The organism is Chengkuizengella sp. SCS-71B (assembly GCF_040100845.1).
In the GTDB taxonomy this organism is placed as follows: Bacteria; Bacillota; Bacilli; order Paenibacillales; family KCTC-33759; genus Chengkuizengella.
Map to the genome: position 1 here is coordinate 4196665 of NZ_JAZHSH010000001.1, position 20308 is coordinate 4216972.

Here is a 20308-nt window from a genome sequence, read left to right on the forward strand (position 1 = left end):
AATTCACTCCTACTTTTTATTCACTTTCGCTTGAACCTTAGTAGGTAATCCAAATAGCTCGATAAAACCTACTGCTGAATTATGATCAAATTTGTCGTACGAATTATATGTTGCTAATTCTAGATCATACAATGATTTCTCTGATTTACGCCCAACAACCGTTGCATGTCCTTTAAACAGTTTAATGCGTACTATACCTGAAACATTTTTTTGTGTTTCTTCAATAAATGCCATCAATGCTTCACGAATCGGTGAGAACCATAAAGCTTCATAAATGACCTGTGAAAATTTATGTTCAATGATCGGTTTAAATTGGGCAACTTCACGTGGTAGTGTTAGAAACTCCAGCTCTTTATGTGCATTCATAATCACGACCGCACCTGGTGTTTCATATATTTCACGAGATTTGATACCGACTAAACGATTTTCGACATGATCAATTCTTCCAATTCCATGTCGTCCTGCAATTTCATTTAATTCTAAAATTAATTTATATAATGGTTTTTGCACTCCATTGATCGCAACTGGAACCCCTTGCTCAAAAGTTAATTCAATCTCTTCTGGTGTATCCAATGCCTTTTCTAATGGAACAGTCATATCATAGGCACCTTCAGGTGGCTCAGCCCAAGGATCTTCTAAAATACCACATTCGTTGGCACGCCCCCATAAGTTCTGATCAACACTATATGGATTATCTAAGTCTACCGGGATAGGAATATTATGTTTTTGAGCGTATAAAATCTCTTCGTCTCTAGAAAGTCCCCACTCTCGTACAGGTGCAATGACTTTTAGATCTGGATTTAAAGCCGCAATAGAGACTTCAAAACGAACTTGGTCATTCCCTTTTCCCGTACAGCCATGAGCTACCGCAACTGCCCCTGTTTTTTCAGCAAACTCTACCAAGATTTGTGATATTAAAGGACGTGAAAGAGCAGATACTAGAGGGTACTTCCCTTCATACATTGCATTTGCTTTAATGACAGGCAATACAAACTCGTCAGCAAAACGCTCTCTAGCATCTACCACATAAGATTCTATCGACCCTACTTTTAACGCTTTTTCACGAACAAAATCTAAATCCTTACCTTCTCCTACATCTAGTGCAACTGCAACGACATCATAATTATACTTTTCCTGAATCCATTTAATGGCTACGGAAGTGTCCAAACCTCCTGAATAAGCCAATACGATTTTCTCTTTACTCATGTTTCAATCCCCTTAAAAATTTATAATGATGAAAAATATGATGCAAATTACTTAAAAAGAACAAATCAATATATATCTATTTTCTAAGATCAAAATTAAATTAAAAAACTTATAGTATGGATGCCATAATTGCTTTTTGTGCATGTAAACGATTTTCGGCTTGTTCAAATACAATGGAATGTTTTCCGTCCATGATATCTCCTGTCACTTCTTCACCTCGATGTGCTGGTAGGCAGTGCATAAATAAATAATCGGATTTGGCATATTGAGTTAGGTTTTCATTTACTTGAAAATCCTTAAAGGCTTCTTCTCTTTCACTTTGCTCTTCTTCAAATCCCATGCTTGCCCACACATCTGTATAAATTACATCCGCTTCTTCCACTGCTAGTTTTGGATCGTTATGAACCTCAACATTTGCACCAGTAGCTAATCCATTCTCTTGAGATAATTTTATGACTTCACTGTCTGGTTCATACCCAAAAGGTGTAGCCACAGATATATTCATTCCTACTTTAGCAGCTCCCATCATTAACGAATGAACCATATTATTGCCATCTCCGATATAAGCGATTTTTAAACCACTTAATTTCCCCTTTTGTTCAACAATGGTTTGCAAATCAGCTAATACTTGACAAGGGTGTGACAAATCGGTTAAACCATTGATCACTGGTACGGTTGATCCTCTAGCTAAGTCTACTAATTTACGATGTTCATACGTGCGAAGCATAATTCCGTCCAAATACCCTGACATTACACGCCCTGTATCCCAAATGCTCTCACCACGTCCAATCTGAAGATCATTTTTACTTAAAAATAAAGCTGAGCCTCCTAATTGATACATTCCCACTTCAAAAGAAACTCTAGTACGAGTGGATGATTTTTCAAAAATTAACCCTAAAGTTTTTCCTTTTAGCGGTTGATATAACTTTCCTGATTTTTGTGTTTGTTTCAATTTGTTAGCAAAATCAATTAAATATTGAATTTCCTCTGTTGAATAATCAATAAGGGCTAAGAAGTCTCTTCCTTTTAAATTAAAAATCAGATCTTTCTCTAATACACTCATTGTACCTTCTCCTTCCAAGCTGTTTTATGTTGCTCAAGTTTCGTACAGATGACATCAATGGCTTTTTGTAATTCTTTTTTCTCCACAAGTAAATTTGGTAATAATCGAATGACATTCGGACCTGCTCCTACAACTAACAACCCTGCCTCATGAGCTTCTTTTATAATTTCTGCAACAGGATGGACGCATTCAATTCCAATCATCAGTCCTTTGCCTCGAACTTCTTTTACAATTGGATTATCTTTTAATCGATCAGTTAATTGAGCGATCATCCATTCCCCTAGCTCCATCGCTCTTGCTGGTAAAAATAATTCTGTCATTGTTTCAATGGTTGCTATAGCTGCCGATGTTATCACTGGATTACCACCAAATGTAGTTGCATGACTTCCTGGATTAAAAGCTTCTATTAATTTTCCCTTGCCTAACATCGCACCAATAGGAAGACCACTCCCTAGTCCTTTTGCTAAGCTAATAATGTCTGGTTCAATTCCGTAGTGTTCATACGCAAACCACTTCCCTGTACGTCCCAACCCTGTTTGGATTTCATCAACGATCAATAATAAATCATGTTTTTTACATAAATCAGAAACTTCCTTTACGAAGGTAACATCCGCTGGTATAACTCCACCTTCTCCTTGCACCATTTCCAACATTACAGCACATGTTTTTTCATTTATATGTTTTTTCACATCAGCACTATTGTTATATTCAGCATAAACAAATCCTTCTGGTAAAGGTAAAAAGCCATTTTGAATTTTTTCCTGTCCTGTTGCAGTTAACGTTGCTAAAGTTCTACCATGGAAAGATTGTTTAAATGTAATAATTTCATATTTATCTTCACCTAAAACCTTTTGTTTATATCTTCTAGCAAGTTTAATAGCTGCTTCATTCGCTTCCGCTCCGCTATTACAGAAAAACACTGCGTCAGCACAGCATATATTTGTTAATAGAGAGGCTAGTTTTTCTTGATTCGAAATGGTAAAAAGATTGGATACATGCCACAGCTGATCCAGCTGTTCTTTCACTTTTTGTTTAACAGACCTGGGTGCATGCCCTAAGTTTGTCACCGCAAGACCGCTCATCATATCAAGGTATTCGTTGCCTTGGTCATCCCATAATCGACTTCCCTCCCCCTTAACAAATGTAATTGGAAATCTTGCATAGGTTGGAAATAGACAGCTTTTTTCACTCATTCGTTTTCACCTCTTTATTAAAGTTTAAAAAATTTGGATGTATTTCAAGTACAAGTAGTTTGCTTTCACTCCTTCCATTTGCAAAAACCGCAACAAGTCAGTCGCAAAAGCAAACTACTTGTGAGGAGTCAGTTAATTAGTTACTTTGTAATCCGCGTTCCGATAGTTTCGCCTTTCAGCACTCTCGTTAGTACGTTAGGCTCTGATCCGTTAACAATTATGACTTCTTGTACGTCTCCTTGGAAATCTTGCATAGGTTGGAAATAGACAGCTTTTTTCACTCATTCGTTTTCACCTCTTTATTAAAGTTTAAAAAATTTGGATGTATTTCAAGTACAAGTAGTTTGCTTTCACTCCTTCCATTTGCAAAAACCGCAACAAGTCAGTCGCAAAAGCAAACTACTTGTGAGGAGTCAGTTAATTAGTTACTTTGTAATCCGCGTTCCGATAGTTTCGCCTTTCAGCACTTTCGTTAGTACGTTAGGCTCTGATCCGTTAACAATTATGACTTCTTGTACGTCTCCTTGGATACATTTCATGGCTGCTCGAACTTTTGGGATCATCCCTCCAAAGATTTCACCAAAGTGAATCATCTCTTCAATTTCATTTGTTGTTACGTTAGGTAGCACTTCACTTTGATGGTTGACCTCTTTCAAAATGCCCGGTACGTCTGTGACTACGATCATTTTATGGACCCCTATATGGGAAGCCACTGCACCTGCGGCTGTATCCGCATTCACATTGTATCTTTGTCCGTTGCGATCTATTCCGATAGGAGCAATAACTGGTATATAACCTGAGTTGGTTAAACTTTGGATGAGTTCTGCATTTACCTGTTTAATTTCCCCGACGTAACCAATTTCCTCTGCATTATGAACAGGTTCCGCTTCAAGCAGGTTCCCATCTACACCTGAAATCCCTAAAGTGTTGGCACCATTCATTTGAATTTTTCGAACGATTTCTTTGTTCATTTTTCCTGAAAGAACCATTTCAACAACGTCTAATACTTCATTTGTTGTTTTTCGCAGTCCATTGATAAATTCTGTTTCAATATTTAATTTAGTTAGTGTGTTTGAGATCGCTGGACCTCCACCATGGACTATCACGGGTGAGTATCCTTCATCTTGAAGAATTTTTAACTCTTGGAAAAAGGTTTTGGGCAGTTCCTCTAACGTACTGCCTCCACATTTAAGCACAAAACTTTTGGGATTCATGATACACCGCATGATGCACCTCCTTTATAATCTAGTAAGCTATGAAATAGCCTCTCATTTTTAGAGGTTATTCACTTAGGTTCGATAGGAAGCATTGATTCGTACATATTCATAAGTCAGATCACATCCCCAACCTTTTGCACATCCATTAGAAATATTCAGATTGACATGAATGTGAATTTCATTTGCTTTCTTCAAGTAAAATTCAGCCTGATGCTCGTCAAATGTAATCGGCGTTGATTGTTCCATCATCTTAATTTCACCTAGTCGGATATCGATGGTATCTGGATTAACTGGAATATCTGCTCTACCTACTGCTGCAATAATCCTTCCCCAGTTAGCATCTGCACCAAAAATCGCTGATTTTACTAAGCTAGAACCTATGATTGTTTTTACTGCTTTCCTAGCGTCCTCATCTGTTTCTGCTCCCACGACTTCAACTTCTACTAGTTTGGTAGCTCCTTCACCATCTCTAGCAATTTCTTTGGCTAAAACTTCGCATACATATTGAAAAGCGGTCTTAAAAACGAACCAATCTGGATGATTTTGATGTAAAGAGTCATTATTCACTAACCCACTTGCCATGACCATCACGGTGTCATTCGTACTTGTATCTCCGTCAACCGTAATCATATTAAAGCTAAGATCTGTCACTTCATTTAATAGAGATTGGAGCTGAGCACTTTGTATGTTTGCATCTGTAGTAATGAATCCAAGCATCGTTGCCATGTTCGGATGTATCATACCTGAACCTTTAGCTGCTCCACTGATGTATACCGGTTTTCCGTTAATTTCTACTTCTACACATACATTTTTCTCTGTTAAATCTGTTGTTAAAATAGATTGGCCGAAACCTCTACCACCTTCAGTACTTACGTTGGAGGGCAAGCTTCTGATTCCATCTAAAATTTTATCCATTGGCAAACATTCTCCTATAACACCAGTCGATGAAACGGCAACATAGTGCTCTGGCAGTCCTAACACATTTGCAGCTTCAGTTCTCATATGAAGTGCATCTGCTTCCCCTTGTTTTCCAGTACAAGCATTTGCATTCCCACTATTCACAACGATGACTTGTAGTTTGCCCTCTTTTTGCAAACTGTTTTTAGTGATTCCTAAAGGTGCAGCTTGAATTTTATTTAATGTATATACAGCTGCTGCTTCTGCTGGAACTTCACAAACGATAGAACCAAGATCATATCGCTTAGATCTTTTTATTCCACAATGTAGTCCACAAGCTTTAAAACCTTTTGGGGTCGTAATAGAACCGTCTCGTATGATTTTAAATGTCTGTTCAGAAATCATCTGTCTCTTCTCCTCATTATGGGTACACTGGTATCATTTCCAATCCAGCAGTTTCGTCCCATCCCATCATTAAATTCAAATTTTGTATCGCTTGACCAGCAGCACCTTTCACTACATTGTCTATGACTGAAATTATCGTCAGTCTGCCAGTACGTTCATCAATTGAAAAACCAATATCACAATAATTTGATCCTGCTACTTCTTTCGTAGACGGCCAATTCCCTTTGTTTCGAATTCGCACAAAAGGTCGACCATTATAATACGTTCGATATTGATCTATCAATTGTTGTTCGTCACAAGGTTCTACTAAATTTGCATACATCGTGCACATAATTCCACGAGTCATCGGAACTAAGTGGGTAGTAAATGTAATGGTTGTTTGTTCTCCCACAAACCTGCTTAATGTCTGTTCTATTTCTGGAATATGTTGATGGTGATTCACTTTATAAGGTTTTAAATTTTCATTTAATTCCGCATAATGTACAGATAATCCTAGTTTTCTTCCCGCACCTGAAGCACCTGATTTAGCGTCGATAATGATGGATTCGGGGTCAATCTTTTTCATAAACAAAGCAGGAATTAAACCTAAACTAGCAGCTGTTGGATAACAACCTGGATTAGAAAGAAGCTCCGCTGTTCGTATGTCCTCTGTAAATACTTCAGATAAACCATACACGGCTTGATTTAAATGAGAGGTTAAAGGTGGTTTGTGGTGATACCACTTTTCATATATTTCCCCAGACTTCAATCGGTAGTCTCCTGATAAATCAATGACCTTGAGCCCTGCTTCTAGTAAATCAGGAATTAACGCCGAGCTAACTCCTGAAGGTGTTGCTGTAAATGCAATGTCTGATTTCTGTTTGATTAAATCTATATTTACTTGATCTAAATCCAATTCCATCACATGATTCAAATGAGGAAAATGGGCAACTATCGATTCCCCTGCACTGGAGGAAGAGATAACTGAAGTAATCTCTACATATGGATGGTTGATTAAAAAACGAATCAGCTCAACACCACCATAACCTGTTGAACCAATGATCGCTGCTCTGATTGCATTATTCATCCGTGTTTCCCCCGTCTATTTATTCAAAGATATGTATTATTATACATTCATGGTTATAAAAATTCAATGGTCTTTTTTTCTAAATTTTTAAGACGTAAATTTAAATCCTTGCCCCAATACCTCGTTCGTGTCACTCAGGATAATAAACGCATTAGGGTCAATGGTTTTAACAAGTGTTTTAAGTTTAGTAACTTCTGTTTGCCCAACTACGACCATAAATACTAATTTTTCTTCCTCTGTGTATCCACCGTATCCTGAAAGCTTTGTTAAACCACGGTCTAACTCTTGTATAATCGCCTCTTGTACGGCTTCTGTTTCGTTCGTTATAATATATGCAACTTTAGAATATGATAATCCAATTTGTACAGCATTGATCGTTTTGCTAGTGACAAATAACCCGATTAAAGCATACATCGCATTTTCTGGAGAAATGACAATACCTGCTGTCAAAATCACTAATCCATCTAAAACAGCAAGGGATAATCCTAGGCTTAATCCTGTATATTTATGTATGATTTGAGCAGCTAGATCCATTCCACCTGTAGAACCGCGACCTCGAAAAACGATGCCTAATCCTAGACCTAAACCAACTCCACCAAAAATGGTGGCTAATAATAAATTATTGGTTGGAGGTGTTAAATCGTTTGTTAGTAAAATAAATAGCGGTGTAATAATGGAGCCAATTGCTGTTTTTACACCAAACTTCTTTCCTACTAAAATCACACCTGCTATAAATAAAGGAATATTAATAATCCATTGTGTTATTGCGGGTTCCCAGTTAAATAAAGAATCTAAGATAGTGGATACCCCAACGACTCCACCTGTAGCTATTTCATTCGGATTTAGTAACAAGTTAAAGCTGAAAGCAACAATAAAAGTACCTATAAACAATTGAAGATATTCTATAATATGATAAACTGTAGTCCCGTATTGAATGAATGGTTCTTTTCTGCGTGAACGTTTCGTTTGTGTTTTGTTTTGCATTTGAATGTATTTCTCCTTTAATAATATACCCACAATAATGAGATCATGATTTAAAAATTTGTTTTTTTCATTTACTTATGAGGACATGCCCTTATTATAAGTATAAGAGCCCTCCCTTATTACACAAAAAAACACCCTACATATATAGATATGCAGGATATCTTTCTGTTATCTGATGATGTTTTCATTAGTCTTGATCTATTTGTTTTCTTAAATAACCATCAATAAATGAATCAAGTTCTCCATCCATCACCGCGTCAGTATTCCCTGTTTCCACATTTGTACGGTGATCTTTCACCATACTGTATGGATGAAACACATAAGAGCGAATTTGACTGCCCCAACCAATTTCCTGTTGTTCCCCACGTATTTCCGCAAGTTCTTTCTGTTGTTCTTCAATTTTCTTCTCATATAACTTGGATCTTAACATTTTCATCGCTTGCTCTCTGTTTTTAATTTGTGAACGCTCATTTTGGCAAGTCACGACGACTCCAGAAGGAATATGAGTGATTCTTACGGCGGAATCCGTTGTATTAATGTGCTGTCCGCCTGCACCACTAGCTCGGTACGTGTCTATTTTAAGATCCTCAGTATTGATTTCAATTTCTACATCGTCATCAATTTCTGGTACAACATCACAGGACACAAATGATGTATGCCTGCGACCAGACGAATCAAAGGGTGAAATTCGGACTAATCGATGGACACCTTTTTCTGCTTTTAAATATCCATATGCATTATGGCCTTTAATTAATAAAGTAACACTTTTCACTCCTGCTTCATCACCAGGTAAATAATCAATAGTATCTACTTTAAAGTCTTTTTTATCCGCCCATCTTCGATACATACGAAGCAGCATTTCTGCCCAATCCTGAGATTCTGTACCGCCTGCCCCTGGATGAAGCTCTAAATATGCATTGAATTTATCATAAGGTTCATTTAATAATAATTGCAATTCATATCTTTCTAGTTTTTGCTGAAGCTGTTTGATACTTGCTATAATGTCACTTACTAAGCTTTCATCGTTTTCTTCTTCAGCAAGCTCCAGCATCAACATTGTATCTTCAGACTCTGTCGCGAGACCTTCAAACTGCTCAACTACAGATTTAATAGCATTTACCTCTGAGATGACTTTTTGTGCTTTATTCTGATCATCCCAAAAATCAGGGGCTGACATTTTTTCTTCATAATTGGCAATCTGCTCTTGTTTTAGATCTAAGTCAAAGAGACCCCCGTAATTGTGTAATTCGGTTTGCGATTTCTCGCATGTCTTGTTTCACTTCAGGTTCTATCATATTAAAACTCTCCTATCTGTTTGTAGCTTTCTCTTTCGCTTATTTATGCTTGTTCTTTCCCATGACACTGTTTATATTTCTTACCGCTGCCACATGGGCAAGGTTGGTTTCTTCCAATTTTTTCTTCTGTACGACGTTGCGTTTTTGGCTTCTGTCTTTCTCGTGCTGCTTTTGGATCTTGAGCTTGACCTTCTGCAACGGCTTCACGTTGAACATTTGCCTGTACGTTTGCTTTCATGATGTAAGTGGAAACCTCTTCTTGGACACTTGCGATCATACTTTCAAACATCTCAAAGCCTTCAAACTGATACTCACGCAATGGATCTGTACCCCCATAAGCACGAAGATGAATCCCTTGTCGCATGTGATCCATCATATCGATGTGATCCATCCATTTACGGTCTACTGCACGCAACACGACTACTTTTTCAAACTCACGCATGATTTGTTCGCCTAATTGCACTTCGCGTTCGTCATACAATCGTTTCACTAAATCTTTCATTAATTCAACAATTTCTTCTTTTTCTTTACCTTTTAGCTCTTTTTCTGTCAGCTGGCCTTCATGTAAGAAGGTTCCATTTGCATAGTCGATAATGGCTTTTAAATCCCATTCCTCTGGAACTTGCTCTGAAGGACAATGAGCATCTGTAATGCGATCAATGACGGAATAAATCATCTCAATGGATACATCACGAATGTTTTCAGATTCAAGTACTTCTCTACGCTGCTTATAGATGATTAAACGCTGTTGATTCATAACGTCATCATACTGCAATACGATTTTACGCACGTCAAAGTTATTTCCTTCAACACGTTTTTGTGCAGATTCAACGGCTTTAGAAATCATCTTGCTTTCTAAAGGTTGATCCTCTTCAAATCCTAATCGATCCATCATACTCATAATGTTCTCAGCACCAAATCGACGCATAAGTTCATCTTCAAGAGACAGATAAAACTGAGTAGACCCTGGATCTCCTTGTCGTCCTGAACGTCCACGAAGCTGATTATCTATACGTCTACTTTCATGACGTTCTGTACCTATAATATGCAAACCACCTTTTTCTGCTACTCCTGAACCTAACATGATATCCGTACCACGACCTGCCATATTGGTAGCTATTGTAACGGCTCCATCTTGACCTGCACGAGATACAATTTCGGCTTCTTCTTCATGGTGTTTTGCATTTAATACTTGGTGAGGAACTCCTTTTTTCTTAAGCAGCTTAGATATAAGTTCTGAATTTTCAATGGATACGGTTCCCACAAGTACTGGTTGACCGGTTTGATGACGGTTCATGATTTCTTCCACGGCCATTTTGTACTTACTTTCTTCCGTTTTATAAATCACATCAGGCATATCTTTACGAATCATCGGTTTGTTCGTAGGGATCACGATGACATTTAAACCGTAAATTTTGCTGAATTCTTCTTCTTCAGTTTTTGCTGTCCCTGTCATCCCTGATAACTTCTGATACATTCTAAAGAAGTTTTGCAATGTAATCGTCGCTAAGGTCATACTTTCTTTTTGAATCTCCATATGTTCCTTTGCTTCAATGGCTTGATGCAACCCTTCACTATATCTTCTTCCCGCCATTAAACGACCTGTAAATTCATCAACAATGACTACTTCGCCATCTTGTACAACATAATCTGTATCTCGTTTCATAATGGCATGAGCTTTTAATGCTTGTGTAATGTGATGATTTAAAGTGACATGCTGGTGATCAAATAAGTTATCAACACCGTAAGCTTTTTCAACCTTTGATACTCCGTTTTCTGTTAATGTAACAGAACGAACTTTAATGTCTACTGTAAAATCTTCTTCTATTTTAAATGTACGAACTAAACGATCTGCAGTGATATACAATTCAGTCGATTTTGCTGCTTGTCCTGAAATAATCAATGGAGTACGTGCTTCATCAACTAGAATTGAATCGACTTCATCTATGATGGCATAAGATAATGGACGCTGTACCATTTGATTTTGATATAACACCATATTATCACGCAAGTAATCAAATCCAAATTCATTGTTGGTACCATAAGTAATATCACAACCGTATGCTGCTCTTTTTTCATCGTGTGACATTCCATTTAAGTTAACACCAACAGTTAAACCAAGAAACTCATGAATTTGAGACATTTCTTCACTTTGGGTTGTTGCTAAGTAATCATTCACTGTGATGACGTGAACGCCATTTCCAGTCAAAGCATTTAAGTATGCCGGAAGTGTTCCAACTAGGGTTTTACCTTCCCCTGTTTTCATTTCAGCGATTTCACCCTCGTGAAGTACGATTCCACCAATCATCTGTACATCAAAATGACGTTTGCCTAATTTTCGTTTTGAAGCCTCTCTGACGGTAGCAAACGCTTCAGGTAATAAATCATCTAAAGTTTCACCTTTAGCCAATCTTTCTTTATATTCAATTGTTTTATTCGCTAATTCGGTATCTGACAAGCTTTCAAATTTCGGTTCTAATTCGTTAATTTGATTAACCTTTTTTGTGATACGCTTGAGTTCGCGCTCATTTGGATCCCCTAATATTTTTTTAACGAGTCCTATCATCGTCGAAGAACCCCTTTCCCTAAAATTACATAATGACGTTATTTAAAAAGTCCCCTTTTGATCACGAAGTAAATTGTAGAGTTAATACAACATCGGTGCTGAAAACGGAACTTTTTAAATTTGTATTAATGTATAAATTGTATCAGTTTGTAGTATTGCGTTCAAGAATATGAATGATTCATATGAGTAATGTTTGAAAATTTGAACTATTTTAAGTGAAATGTAGCTGGATAAAAGTAGAAAACTCGCCTTGGGAGAGGGCGAGTCTTCTTAATAAAAGGTGGTTGATTCAGGGAATGGTTGTTATTGTTCACAAGTTCATTATACAAATTGAAGATGAAACGTTCCTTAATAAAAGATTAAAATAAGATTAAGAAAAGCATACAAATTGTATATTGCCATTCGTTCCACTTGCTAAGCCCGCAAAAGTCACTCACAACAATATACAATTTATATGCAGGCGGGGAAGAGAGAGAAAAGAATACAAAGAAAGAAAAACAGTTTCCGAGACTCCATTGCAATTTCTAATTTATTTAAATGATCTTTGCAAAAGTCGCTTCTACACCATGTCTACTGTTTTTCAAGTGAGTATGTAAAAAGCTTGATCCAAAGGATCAAGCTTCTTAGTCATGTATATTATTTAGTTTTTATTTTGCTGGTTCAATTAGACCGTATTTACCATCGTCTCTTTTATATACTACATTAACATCTTGTGTGTCCATATTTGAGAAAACGAAAAAATTATGTCCTACCATATTCATTTGTAAAATTGCTTCTTCTAAATCCATCGGTTTCAAAGTGAATTTTTTGTTTCTTACAACTTCGAGGTCATCTTCTTCCTCTAAATTTGTTTGAGAAAATAAGTTTCCATTTTCCTTAAATAGTGTTCTCAAACTACCTTCTTGACGGAATTTACGATTTACTTTTGTTTTATGCTTTCTGATTTGTCTCTCCAATTTGTCTAATACCAAATCAATAGAAGCATACATGTCCTCGTTTTTTTCCTCTGCTCGTAAAATCACACCCGTTAAAGGAATGGTCACCTCAACGTTCTGTAAACCTTTTAAAACACTTAATGTTACATGTACATCTGATGTAGGGGGAGCATCAAAATATCTTTCCAATTTACCTATCTTTTTCTCTACATAATCTCTTAATGCGCTTGTCACTTCAATGTTTTCTCCACGGATATTATATTTCATAATGTAACTCCTCCTTCCTAATCTTATTTTATCATATTCATATAATCTGTTCAAAATCCCTGGAGCTTAAAATTGTTAATGTTTTTTGAAAATTTGGATATAAACAATTAGTTATATAAATGAAAGCTTGTTTTCATTGGTTATTCACATATTTGTCCACATAATCCACAGGTTTTTATATAGGTTTTGTGGATAATGTGGATTATTTTATGACACACTTAATGTTAAAGGGATATTAATTATGTGGTTAATTCAACAAAAAAAAGCCCCTTGTAGAGCTTCCATTCGTCTCGCGTAAATATTGTTATTCTTGAAATTAACGAGCTTTTAATAATTCTATTTCCATTTCATGTTGTCCTGATTTTCCTGCTAAATAATCAACGCTTTTTTCAAGACGTTCAAATCCTTCTCTCATCTCTTTTCGTATTAAACCTGATTCATGTGCAAGTTTTAACTCAAGACTGTCTAATTTAGCTTTTACTTCTCTTTGTCCATCCACTAACGCTTTTAATAATTGTTTACTCTCTTGGTCCATTTCAGAACTCCTTACAAATTCATCTATATTATTATTATTTTATTACAAGATTAAAATAAACGAAAGACATTATTTCTTTCTGTCAAAAAACACACTGTCTGCAGTATACGTATTTTGATATGCTGTTTTTTGTTTTTTCCCAGATTGTATTTTATGAAGTTCTTGTGATGCTTCGTCTTTTAACCTTTTCATTTTTTCTAAAATTTGTTGATCATACTGCGTAATGTTTTGAATCAGTTTCTGATATTTTTGTATATGTTCATCTGTAATTTTAATATTCTTTATTTGGTTGATGATTTCTTCCCGTTTTTGTACAAACTGTGCTAACTGTTCGTAGTTCATGGAACTAAGTTGATCATACGTTTGTTTTGTTAAACTCTCTAGTTGTGAGATCAAACTATCCATATTGAACCTCTTTAGATTTTGTATTCAGCGACTTATTAGCTTCAACCCATGTTTCTCTTAATTCTTGAAGAAATCCAATCACTTCCTCCATAGCTTGCACGTCTTTTTTCATGTTCGCTTCTGTTATGCGATGCATCATATATTCATATAATTTCATTAAGTCTTTTGCAATATCTGCTTTTTGATCCAAGGTCACCATAAATTCATTGATAATATTTTGTACTTTCACAATGTTTGTATTCGCAGCTTCATAATTTTTGTCTTCAATCGCTACGATGGCTAATTTACTAAATTTAATGGCCCCATCGTATAACATGATTAATAATTTTGCTGGTGATGCGGTTTGAATCGATGTTTGTAAGTATTTGTTTTGTTGGTTTTGGTACATTTTAACTCCCCCAATCTATTATGCTTGTTGTCCTCCAAATGCGCCTAATATATACTCGAGTTGACTATTATAAGTTTGCATGGCCATTTCCATAGCAGTAAATTGATCATAATATCGATCTTCAATTAGAATCAATCGATCTTCCCATTCCTCTATTTCTTTATCTAATTCTCTCATTTCTTTCCCTAAGATACTCTCATCAAACGAAGTAGTTGATGAGCCAGCTACTTCTGTTATTTGACTTAATGTATTCCCTAAAGATTCATAAATAATTTCTGCTACTCCTGCACCAGACATACTATCATCTGAGGAAGGTGATGCAGTAAACATATTTACAACAGAATCTGGTTCAGCTTCTATTGCTTCACGAAGTTTGTCCTCATCCAAATGCAGTATCCCGTTTTCATCATAAGACCCTGTTGTAATACCAATAGAACTTAAGGTTTTATATATGTCACTTCCAGTATCTACTCCTATACTTGCTACTGATCTCATAGAATCTATTGCACCCGTGATATAATCATCATTTTTTAACAAACCACTTCTTGCTTTATCTTCCCATAGTTCAATTTCCGTCTCGGTTAATTCATCTTTTTCATCTTCAGTGAGAGGAGCATAATCACGATATTGTTCTTCTCGCACTTCTTCATTTAAAGATGTTAATATTTCATTATAGTCTTCTATAAATTGCTTTATTGAATCTACCATTGCATCCACATCACTAGATACCTCAATAGTAGTTGGAGATCCGACATTTTGTAAAGTAATCTCTACTCCATTCACATCAAATTTATTACTGCTTTGATGTGTCTCTAGTCCATTAATTTTCACTACAGCATTGGTACCAGCAAGTTCATTAGATGTATCTTGACTATTCGGATCACCTGGATCAGTCAGTGGGTTTATACTCAATATATTTGAAAGAAAATCTCCATTCAAATCATCAAACTGAATAGTCGAAGCACCAGTATTTTTAGCAATAAATGATACTTTTTTTTCTGTATCACTATAAAAAGCACTTACATCTGTATTATCATTAATTTTTTTAATAATGTCATCTAAAGAATCTTCAGCTGTATTAACCTCTATTTCAGTACCATTAATAGAAAAAGTATATGTACCTGGTAATGTTGCTCCATCATTCAAATTAGATTCTTGACTTTGTAATGATTGGCCTGAATCGAAATCATCGTTAGCAATAGAATCTCTACTATAATTACTTGCAGCCGTTGCTAAACCCATTACTTCAATTTGTATCGTCCCATTAAAAGCATTGTTATTTGTATTTACACTTATAGAACTTGTATCCCCATATAGCTGGGTCTTTTTACTCGATAATGTTCCTTGTAATGTATAATTAAAAACTTTATTGTTTCGATAATCTAATATTTTCGAATTAAGATCCAAATAATCTTCTCTTTTCCATTCTGTAATCTGATTTTTTTGTTCTACTTTTGTTAATTTTAATCGTTCTACATTCATTAAGTCCCGTACAATTGACTCAGTGTCTATTCCTGATGCAATCCCTGTAAATCTAATTGCCATAAGTATCTCTCCTCTCTATCTACGTTCGTCTATAATGATGCCAGCCAATTCTAAACTTTTAGCTAATAAATCCACTATTATTTCAGGAGGTACCTCTCGAATCAGTTCTCCTGTTTCTTTGTTCATTACTTTTACCATAATATCATTTGTTTTTTCGTGTACTGATATATCTAATGATGTTGGCGCTAATGACATCGCTTTATTTGCTAGTTTCACTAAATTAACTAATTGCTTTTCACTAACAGATAGTATATCCCCATCAGCTTCATCTTTTTTTAATTGTGAAACCGTTTTAGCAAGTTGTTCTGATTCAGATGTTGGACCGACCTTTAAAGAGTTTATCTGATTTATTCCTTCATCAGTGGATTGAGATAACTTTGGCGAATTTGAATCAAGTGATAGCTCCATACTCATCAAAAAACCTCCTCGATCATTCTATATATCTATATATCGGAACTTTTGTTGAATTTTATTAACATATTTATTAGAAGGTTAATCAAAATAAATAAGTCAATTCAAAATGCAAATAGAACAAAAAATCCTATTGGAGTCTCTCGGAGATGTCTTCAAATCCTTCTTAGTTTTTGTTAAAACTTTGAATTTGTTAAAACTTATAAATTCTTATGTTATAAGAAAAAGACCCTAGAAAATAATTCTAAGGTCTCGATATGTTTTATTTTAATTAACCTAAAAGTTGAAGTACCCCTTGAGGTAATTGATTTGCTTGTGCTAACATCGCAGTGGAAGCCTGACTTAAGATGTTGTCTTTAGTAAATGACATCATTTCTTTTGCCATATCTACGTCACGAATACGTGATTCAGCCGCAGTTAAATTTTCAGAAGATGTATTCAAATTATTAATTGTGTGTTCCAAGCGATTTTGCCAAGCACCTAAACTGGAACGTTGTGCAGACACTTGAGATATTGCTTCATCAATCGCTTGTAATTGATCATTAAAGTCAGTGTTATCAAAATCAGTTACATTAATTTGTGACATGTTTAATATGTTTCCTAAGTCAGTAGCACCCATACTATCTATACTTACTGATAATGTTTGGGATTGATTAGCTCCGATTTGGAATTGTGTACCGTTTGTACCAACTGTGAAAGACCCATCTAAAGCAGGTGTTGCCCCTGCCAAATCTGATAAATCTTGATGTTTTGCTTCTATTGTAATACCAAATTTTTCAAAATTTAAAACTTGCTCGTCAGCAGTTAATGCAGTATGGTCAGCAACATTAATAGTATCTGACTCACCAGTATTAACATTTGTTAAAATGATTTCATCTGGCGCAGGAGCTGCACCATCAGCCGCAGAAATTATAAAGTCATCAAGGTCAGCACCATTCAAGTTCGTTATTTCTAATATTCCACCATTTTCAAAATCAAATGCATCTCCAGATGCAGTTGTTTCCGCACCTAATGAACCATCAAGAAGGTTCTGTTTATTAAACTGTGCTCTTTCAGAAATTCCGTCTAATTCGTCTACTAATTCATCAATTTCATCCTGTATTTTTTGTAAATCTTCATCAGCATTTGTTCCATTGTTTGCTTGTACTGTTAGTTCTCTCATACGTTGTAAAATTGATTGGGATTCTTGTAATGCTCCCTCTGCTGTTTGAATCATTGAAATTCCATCTTGAGCGTTACGAGAAGCTTGATCCAAACCTCGAATCTGCCCTCTCATTTTTTCGGAGATTGCAAGACCTGCTGCATCGTCCCCTGCACGGTTAATACGAAGACCAGAAGATAATTTCTCCATGGATTTACCCGCACTGGTGTTTGCTGAACTTAATTGGTTGTACGTGTTTAAAGCTGTAATATTGTGATTAATAATCATAATATTCTTCCTCCTTGAAATGTAATGTTTTCCCACATCCGTGTGGTTTGCTATTTTGTTGGGTAAAATTACCTAGTAAAATAAGCTTATTATATATATCGAACGAACTAGTTAAAAACTTTATAGTAAAATTAAAAATTTTAAAAAAAAGTTTGATTTATGTCTTTTTTTGAAACAACGTATGTAATTTTGTCGGATCAACCTTCAAATTCGCAGCTTCTTGGTTCGAAAGTTTGATGGCCTCATATACTTCAGACCTATAAACTTGTACCTCTTTAGGGGCCGAAATTCCTACTTTAACGGTTTCCCCTTCTGTTTCAATGATGGTTAGCTCAATTTCATCTCCGATCATGATGGATTGTCCTTTTTTTCTTGTCAGCACTAACATGTTTATCCACCCTCCACTTCAACTTTTTTAGGAATAAAGGTATGTTTTGTAGTATAACTAGAATTGTGAAGGATGATTTGTTTACCTTGTTTTGTTCTTATGTTCATCACAATAGGAGCAATTAAATTACATGTAGCGTTTTCTAAGTTATCTTGTATGGATACAAGTGACCAAATCGCAACTTCCGAAGGTTCTTTAATATCCAGCTCTTTTTGTATTTCATTTGATAACTCTACATTGTAATCCTTAAAAAATTGAAATGGATCTAATATAATAAAATTTAAATCCTGTTCCTCGACTGCTTGCATATAGGTTAATGGGATTTCTTGATCTAGTTGAAGCAATGCATAGCTTTTTACATCTTCAAAACCTAGTAACCCTTGAGTAAATGTCATAATCTTGCTCTCATCAATTTCAATTTCTCCAAAATGTTTCGTACTTATTTTCATTTAAAACACGCTCCTATCCCATTTTCATTCATTCTATTATAACAAAAGCTCTATTGGAGGATTAGTGGTAGCTTTTATTGAAACTTAGAATTTGGAAAATTTATAAATTATTAAGTCATAAAAAAACTATAGGAAAATTACACCTACAGTTTTCAAATTATATTTGCATATCCACTTGTGGAGGTTGTACATTTAGAGAATTCTTTTGTAATAAATATAAATTCACCTTACTCCGATCACGAGATATTTCAAACGGTATTTGCTGTGATTGAAGTTCTACTGAACCTCGTTCTAAACCGATCTCTGTTTTGGTTGGGTTCACTTGAACGTCCACATTTAGTCTTGAGGCAGGTCCTGTAGTGTATACAGGTACTTCAGCAAATGCTTGTTGTTTGGCAATTTCCCCAATGGGATTTCCACCTAAATGAATGGCGGCTAATCTATCCCCATTTTGTACCCTTCGTTCTATTCCCTGCAACGAAATCTGTTTTCCTTGTTGGTATACATTTTGCATATAGGCTAAATGGTCTCCAATAGCCATTGCATCCCAAGCTCTATCTTGATTAATTCTTAATTCAGCTTTTCCGCTGGAAGTAACCAACATCTTGGGATTGTTCGATTTCATTTCAAATGTAGCTCGTGGCATCTTCATCTCGGTTTTACCTTGTGTAATGTCTAAACCAATCTGAGCATATTGCTGGAATATTTGAATACGAGGAATGGAAGCCATGTGAACCTACCACCTTTTTATCTTAGAAAATCTACTAAACTTACAGAGATCATATTAGCGCCCACAGAAAGTGCCGCTTGATATACGTACTCACTCTCCGTTAATTTCGTCATAACATATGCCAAATCGGCATCTTCTGTTTTAGAAAGTACAGTTTGCAGATTAATATCGTTGTCCTCTAATCTAGATTTAGTCAGCTCCACTCGATTCGTTCTTGCTCCAACCTCCGCACGAACACTCAACAGCTTATCTATTCGAGAGTCAAGTGTTCCTAAGCTATTTGAAAGAGCGTCAAAATCACCAATTTCCAATTGAGTCATAATATCATCGATTACTTTAAATGCGTTATCTGCTTGTGGTGTACCATCCGGGTTTAATCCACCAAATACTTGATCGCCTGTTACGTTTACAGCCATCTTCGTTCCTTCTCCAATTGCATATAGGATCTGGCCTGTATCCGTGGACTCATTTTTTGCATTGCCTTCAGTATACGGTTTTATGTTTGTTTGTTGTCCGTTAAATACATACTTTCCATTAAACTCACTGTTTCCTATCGTTACTAATTGCCCATACAGCTCTTCCATTTCTTCTTTAATGGAATTAAGAGCAGAATCATCATTCGTTCCGTTGGAGGCTTGTACTGTTAGTTCTCGTACACGATCTAATACATCGTTTGTTTGATCTAAGATCGAATCTGAATACTCTAACCAAGAAAGTGCTGAGCTTACATTTTCAGTAAACTGTTCGTTTGCTGATAGATCAGATCGGTATCTTAGTGCATAAGTAACACCAACTGGGTCATCTGAAGGTTTATTTAATTTTTTTGTAGATGATAATTGCTCTTGATATTTCGTCATTCTTTCAAGGTTATTATTTAAATTCGTTAATAATTGTGCATTCATCATTCCTGAAGTAACTCTCATCTTCAACGACT

General features: G+C 35.7%; 20 protein-coding genes and 1 pseudogene. All 21 read right to left on the minus strand.

Annotated features, from left to right (window positions below):
* Positions 1-9: 9 nt before the first annotated feature.
* The 21 genes and pseudogenes from VQL36_RS20475 to flgL all read right to left on the minus strand — a co-directional run bounded on the left by VQL36_RS20475 (position 10) and on the right by flgL (position 20297).
* On the minus strand, positions 10-1206 hold the full coding sequence (locus tag VQL36_RS20475; RefSeq protein ID WP_349251056.1) for an argininosuccinate synthase: 1197 nt from the start codon (positions 1204-1206) through the stop codon (positions 10-12).
* A 109-nt stretch (positions 1207-1315) separates the two neighbouring features.
* On the minus strand, positions 1316-2269 hold the full coding sequence (gene argF / locus VQL36_RS20480; protein WP_349251057.1) for an ornithine carbamoyltransferase: 954 nt from the start codon (positions 2267-2269) through the stop codon (positions 1316-1318).
* Positions 2266-3462, minus strand: a complete 1197-nt coding sequence (locus VQL36_RS20485; RefSeq protein ID WP_349251058.1) for an acetylornithine transaminase — start codon at positions 3460-3462, stop codon at positions 2266-2268. Before VQL36_RS20485 ends, argF begins: the two co-directional genes overlap by 4 nt.
* 140 nt (positions 3463-3602) lie before the next feature.
* Positions 3603-3701 (minus strand): annotated as a pseudogene (locus VQL36_RS20490) (acetylglutamate kinase); the annotation flags it as partial.
* Between the two features lie 186 nt (positions 3702-3887).
* Positions 3888-4688, minus strand: coding sequence for an acetylglutamate kinase (gene argB, locus VQL36_RS20495; protein WP_349251059.1), 801 nt, complete (start codon positions 4686-4688; stop codon positions 3888-3890).
* Between the two features lie 63 nt (positions 4689-4751).
* The gene (argJ, locus tag VQL36_RS20500) at positions 4752-5981 is read right to left on the minus strand and encodes a bifunctional glutamate N-acetyltransferase/amino-acid acetyltransferase ArgJ (protein WP_349251060.1); all 1230 of its coding nucleotides are present in this window, start codon (positions 5979-5981) and stop codon (positions 4752-4754) included.
* A 16-nt stretch (positions 5982-5997) separates the two neighbouring features.
* On the minus strand, positions 5998-7047 hold the full coding sequence (argC, locus tag VQL36_RS20505) for an N-acetyl-gamma-glutamyl-phosphate reductase (protein WP_349251061.1): 1050 nt from the start codon (positions 7045-7047) through the stop codon (positions 5998-6000).
* A gap of 87 nt (positions 7048-7134) precedes the next feature.
* A complete protein-coding gene (locus tag VQL36_RS20510; protein WP_349251062.1) occupies positions 7135-8031 on the minus strand; it encodes a YitT family protein in 897 nt (298 codons plus the stop codon).
* Between the two features lie 187 nt (positions 8032-8218).
* Positions 8219-9326 (minus strand): peptide chain release factor 2 gene (prfB, locus tag VQL36_RS20515; protein ID WP_349251063.1). Its coding sequence is split into 2 segments (ribosomal slippage): positions 8219-9253 and positions 9255-9326, totalling 1107 coding nucleotides; the frame shifts between segments, so codons are not numbered across the junction.
* A gap of 43 nt (positions 9327-9369) precedes the next feature.
* The gene (gene secA, locus VQL36_RS20520; RefSeq protein ID WP_349251064.1) at positions 9370-11892 is read right to left on the minus strand and encodes a preprotein translocase subunit SecA; all 2523 of its coding nucleotides are present in this window, start codon (positions 11890-11892) and stop codon (positions 9370-9372) included.
* A gap of 647 nt (positions 11893-12539) precedes the next feature.
* A complete protein-coding gene (gene hpf / locus VQL36_RS20525) occupies positions 12540-13094 on the minus strand; it encodes a ribosome hibernation-promoting factor, HPF/YfiA family (protein WP_160643983.1) in 555 nt (184 codons plus the stop codon).
* 316 nt (positions 13095-13410) lie between these two features.
* On the minus strand, positions 13411-13629 hold the full coding sequence (locus VQL36_RS20530) for a hypothetical protein (protein WP_349251065.1): 219 nt from the start codon (positions 13627-13629) through the stop codon (positions 13411-13413).
* A gap of 69 nt (positions 13630-13698) precedes the next feature.
* The gene (gene fliT, locus VQL36_RS20535) at positions 13699-14034 is read right to left on the minus strand and encodes a flagellar protein FliT (RefSeq protein WP_349251066.1); all 336 of its coding nucleotides are present in this window, start codon (positions 14032-14034) and stop codon (positions 13699-13701) included.
* Positions 14027-14422, minus strand: coding sequence for a flagellar export chaperone FliS (fliS, locus tag VQL36_RS20540; protein ID WP_349251067.1), 396 nt, complete (start codon positions 14420-14422; stop codon positions 14027-14029). Before fliS ends, fliT begins: the two co-directional genes overlap by 8 nt.
* An 18-nt stretch (positions 14423-14440) precedes the next feature.
* Positions 14441-15967 (minus strand): flagellar filament capping protein FliD, encoded by a 1527-nt coding sequence (gene fliD, locus VQL36_RS20545; RefSeq protein ID WP_349251068.1) that lies wholly within the window; start codon positions 15965-15967, stop codon positions 14441-14443.
* A 15-nt stretch (positions 15968-15982) separates the two neighbouring features.
* Complete coding sequence (locus VQL36_RS20550; RefSeq protein ID WP_349251069.1) at positions 15983-16381, minus strand: flagellar protein FlaG; 399 nt, start codon at positions 16379-16381, stop codon at positions 15983-15985.
* Between the two features lie 268 nt (positions 16382-16649).
* Positions 16650-17807, minus strand: coding sequence for a flagellin (locus VQL36_RS20555; RefSeq protein WP_349251070.1), 1158 nt, complete (start codon positions 17805-17807; stop codon positions 16650-16652).
* Between the two features lie 157 nt (positions 17808-17964).
* Positions 17965-18195, minus strand: coding sequence for a carbon storage regulator CsrA (gene csrA, locus VQL36_RS20560; protein WP_349251071.1), 231 nt, complete (start codon positions 18193-18195; stop codon positions 17965-17967).
* 2 nt (positions 18196-18197) lie between these two features.
* Positions 18198-18644, minus strand: coding sequence for a flagellar assembly protein FliW (gene fliW / locus VQL36_RS20565; protein WP_349251072.1), 447 nt, complete (start codon positions 18642-18644; stop codon positions 18198-18200).
* A 157-nt stretch (positions 18645-18801) separates the two neighbouring features.
* Complete coding sequence (locus VQL36_RS20570) at positions 18802-19374, minus strand: DUF6470 family protein (RefSeq protein WP_349251073.1); 573 nt, start codon at positions 19372-19374, stop codon at positions 18802-18804.
* A 17-nt stretch (positions 19375-19391) separates the two neighbouring features.
* Positions 19392-20297 carry a flagellar hook-associated protein FlgL gene (gene flgL / locus VQL36_RS20575; RefSeq protein ID WP_349251074.1) on the minus strand — a complete coding sequence of 302 codons (906 nt, stop codon included), beginning with the start codon at positions 20295-20297 and terminating at the stop codon, positions 19392-19394.
* Positions 20298-20308 lie beyond the last annotated feature (11 nt).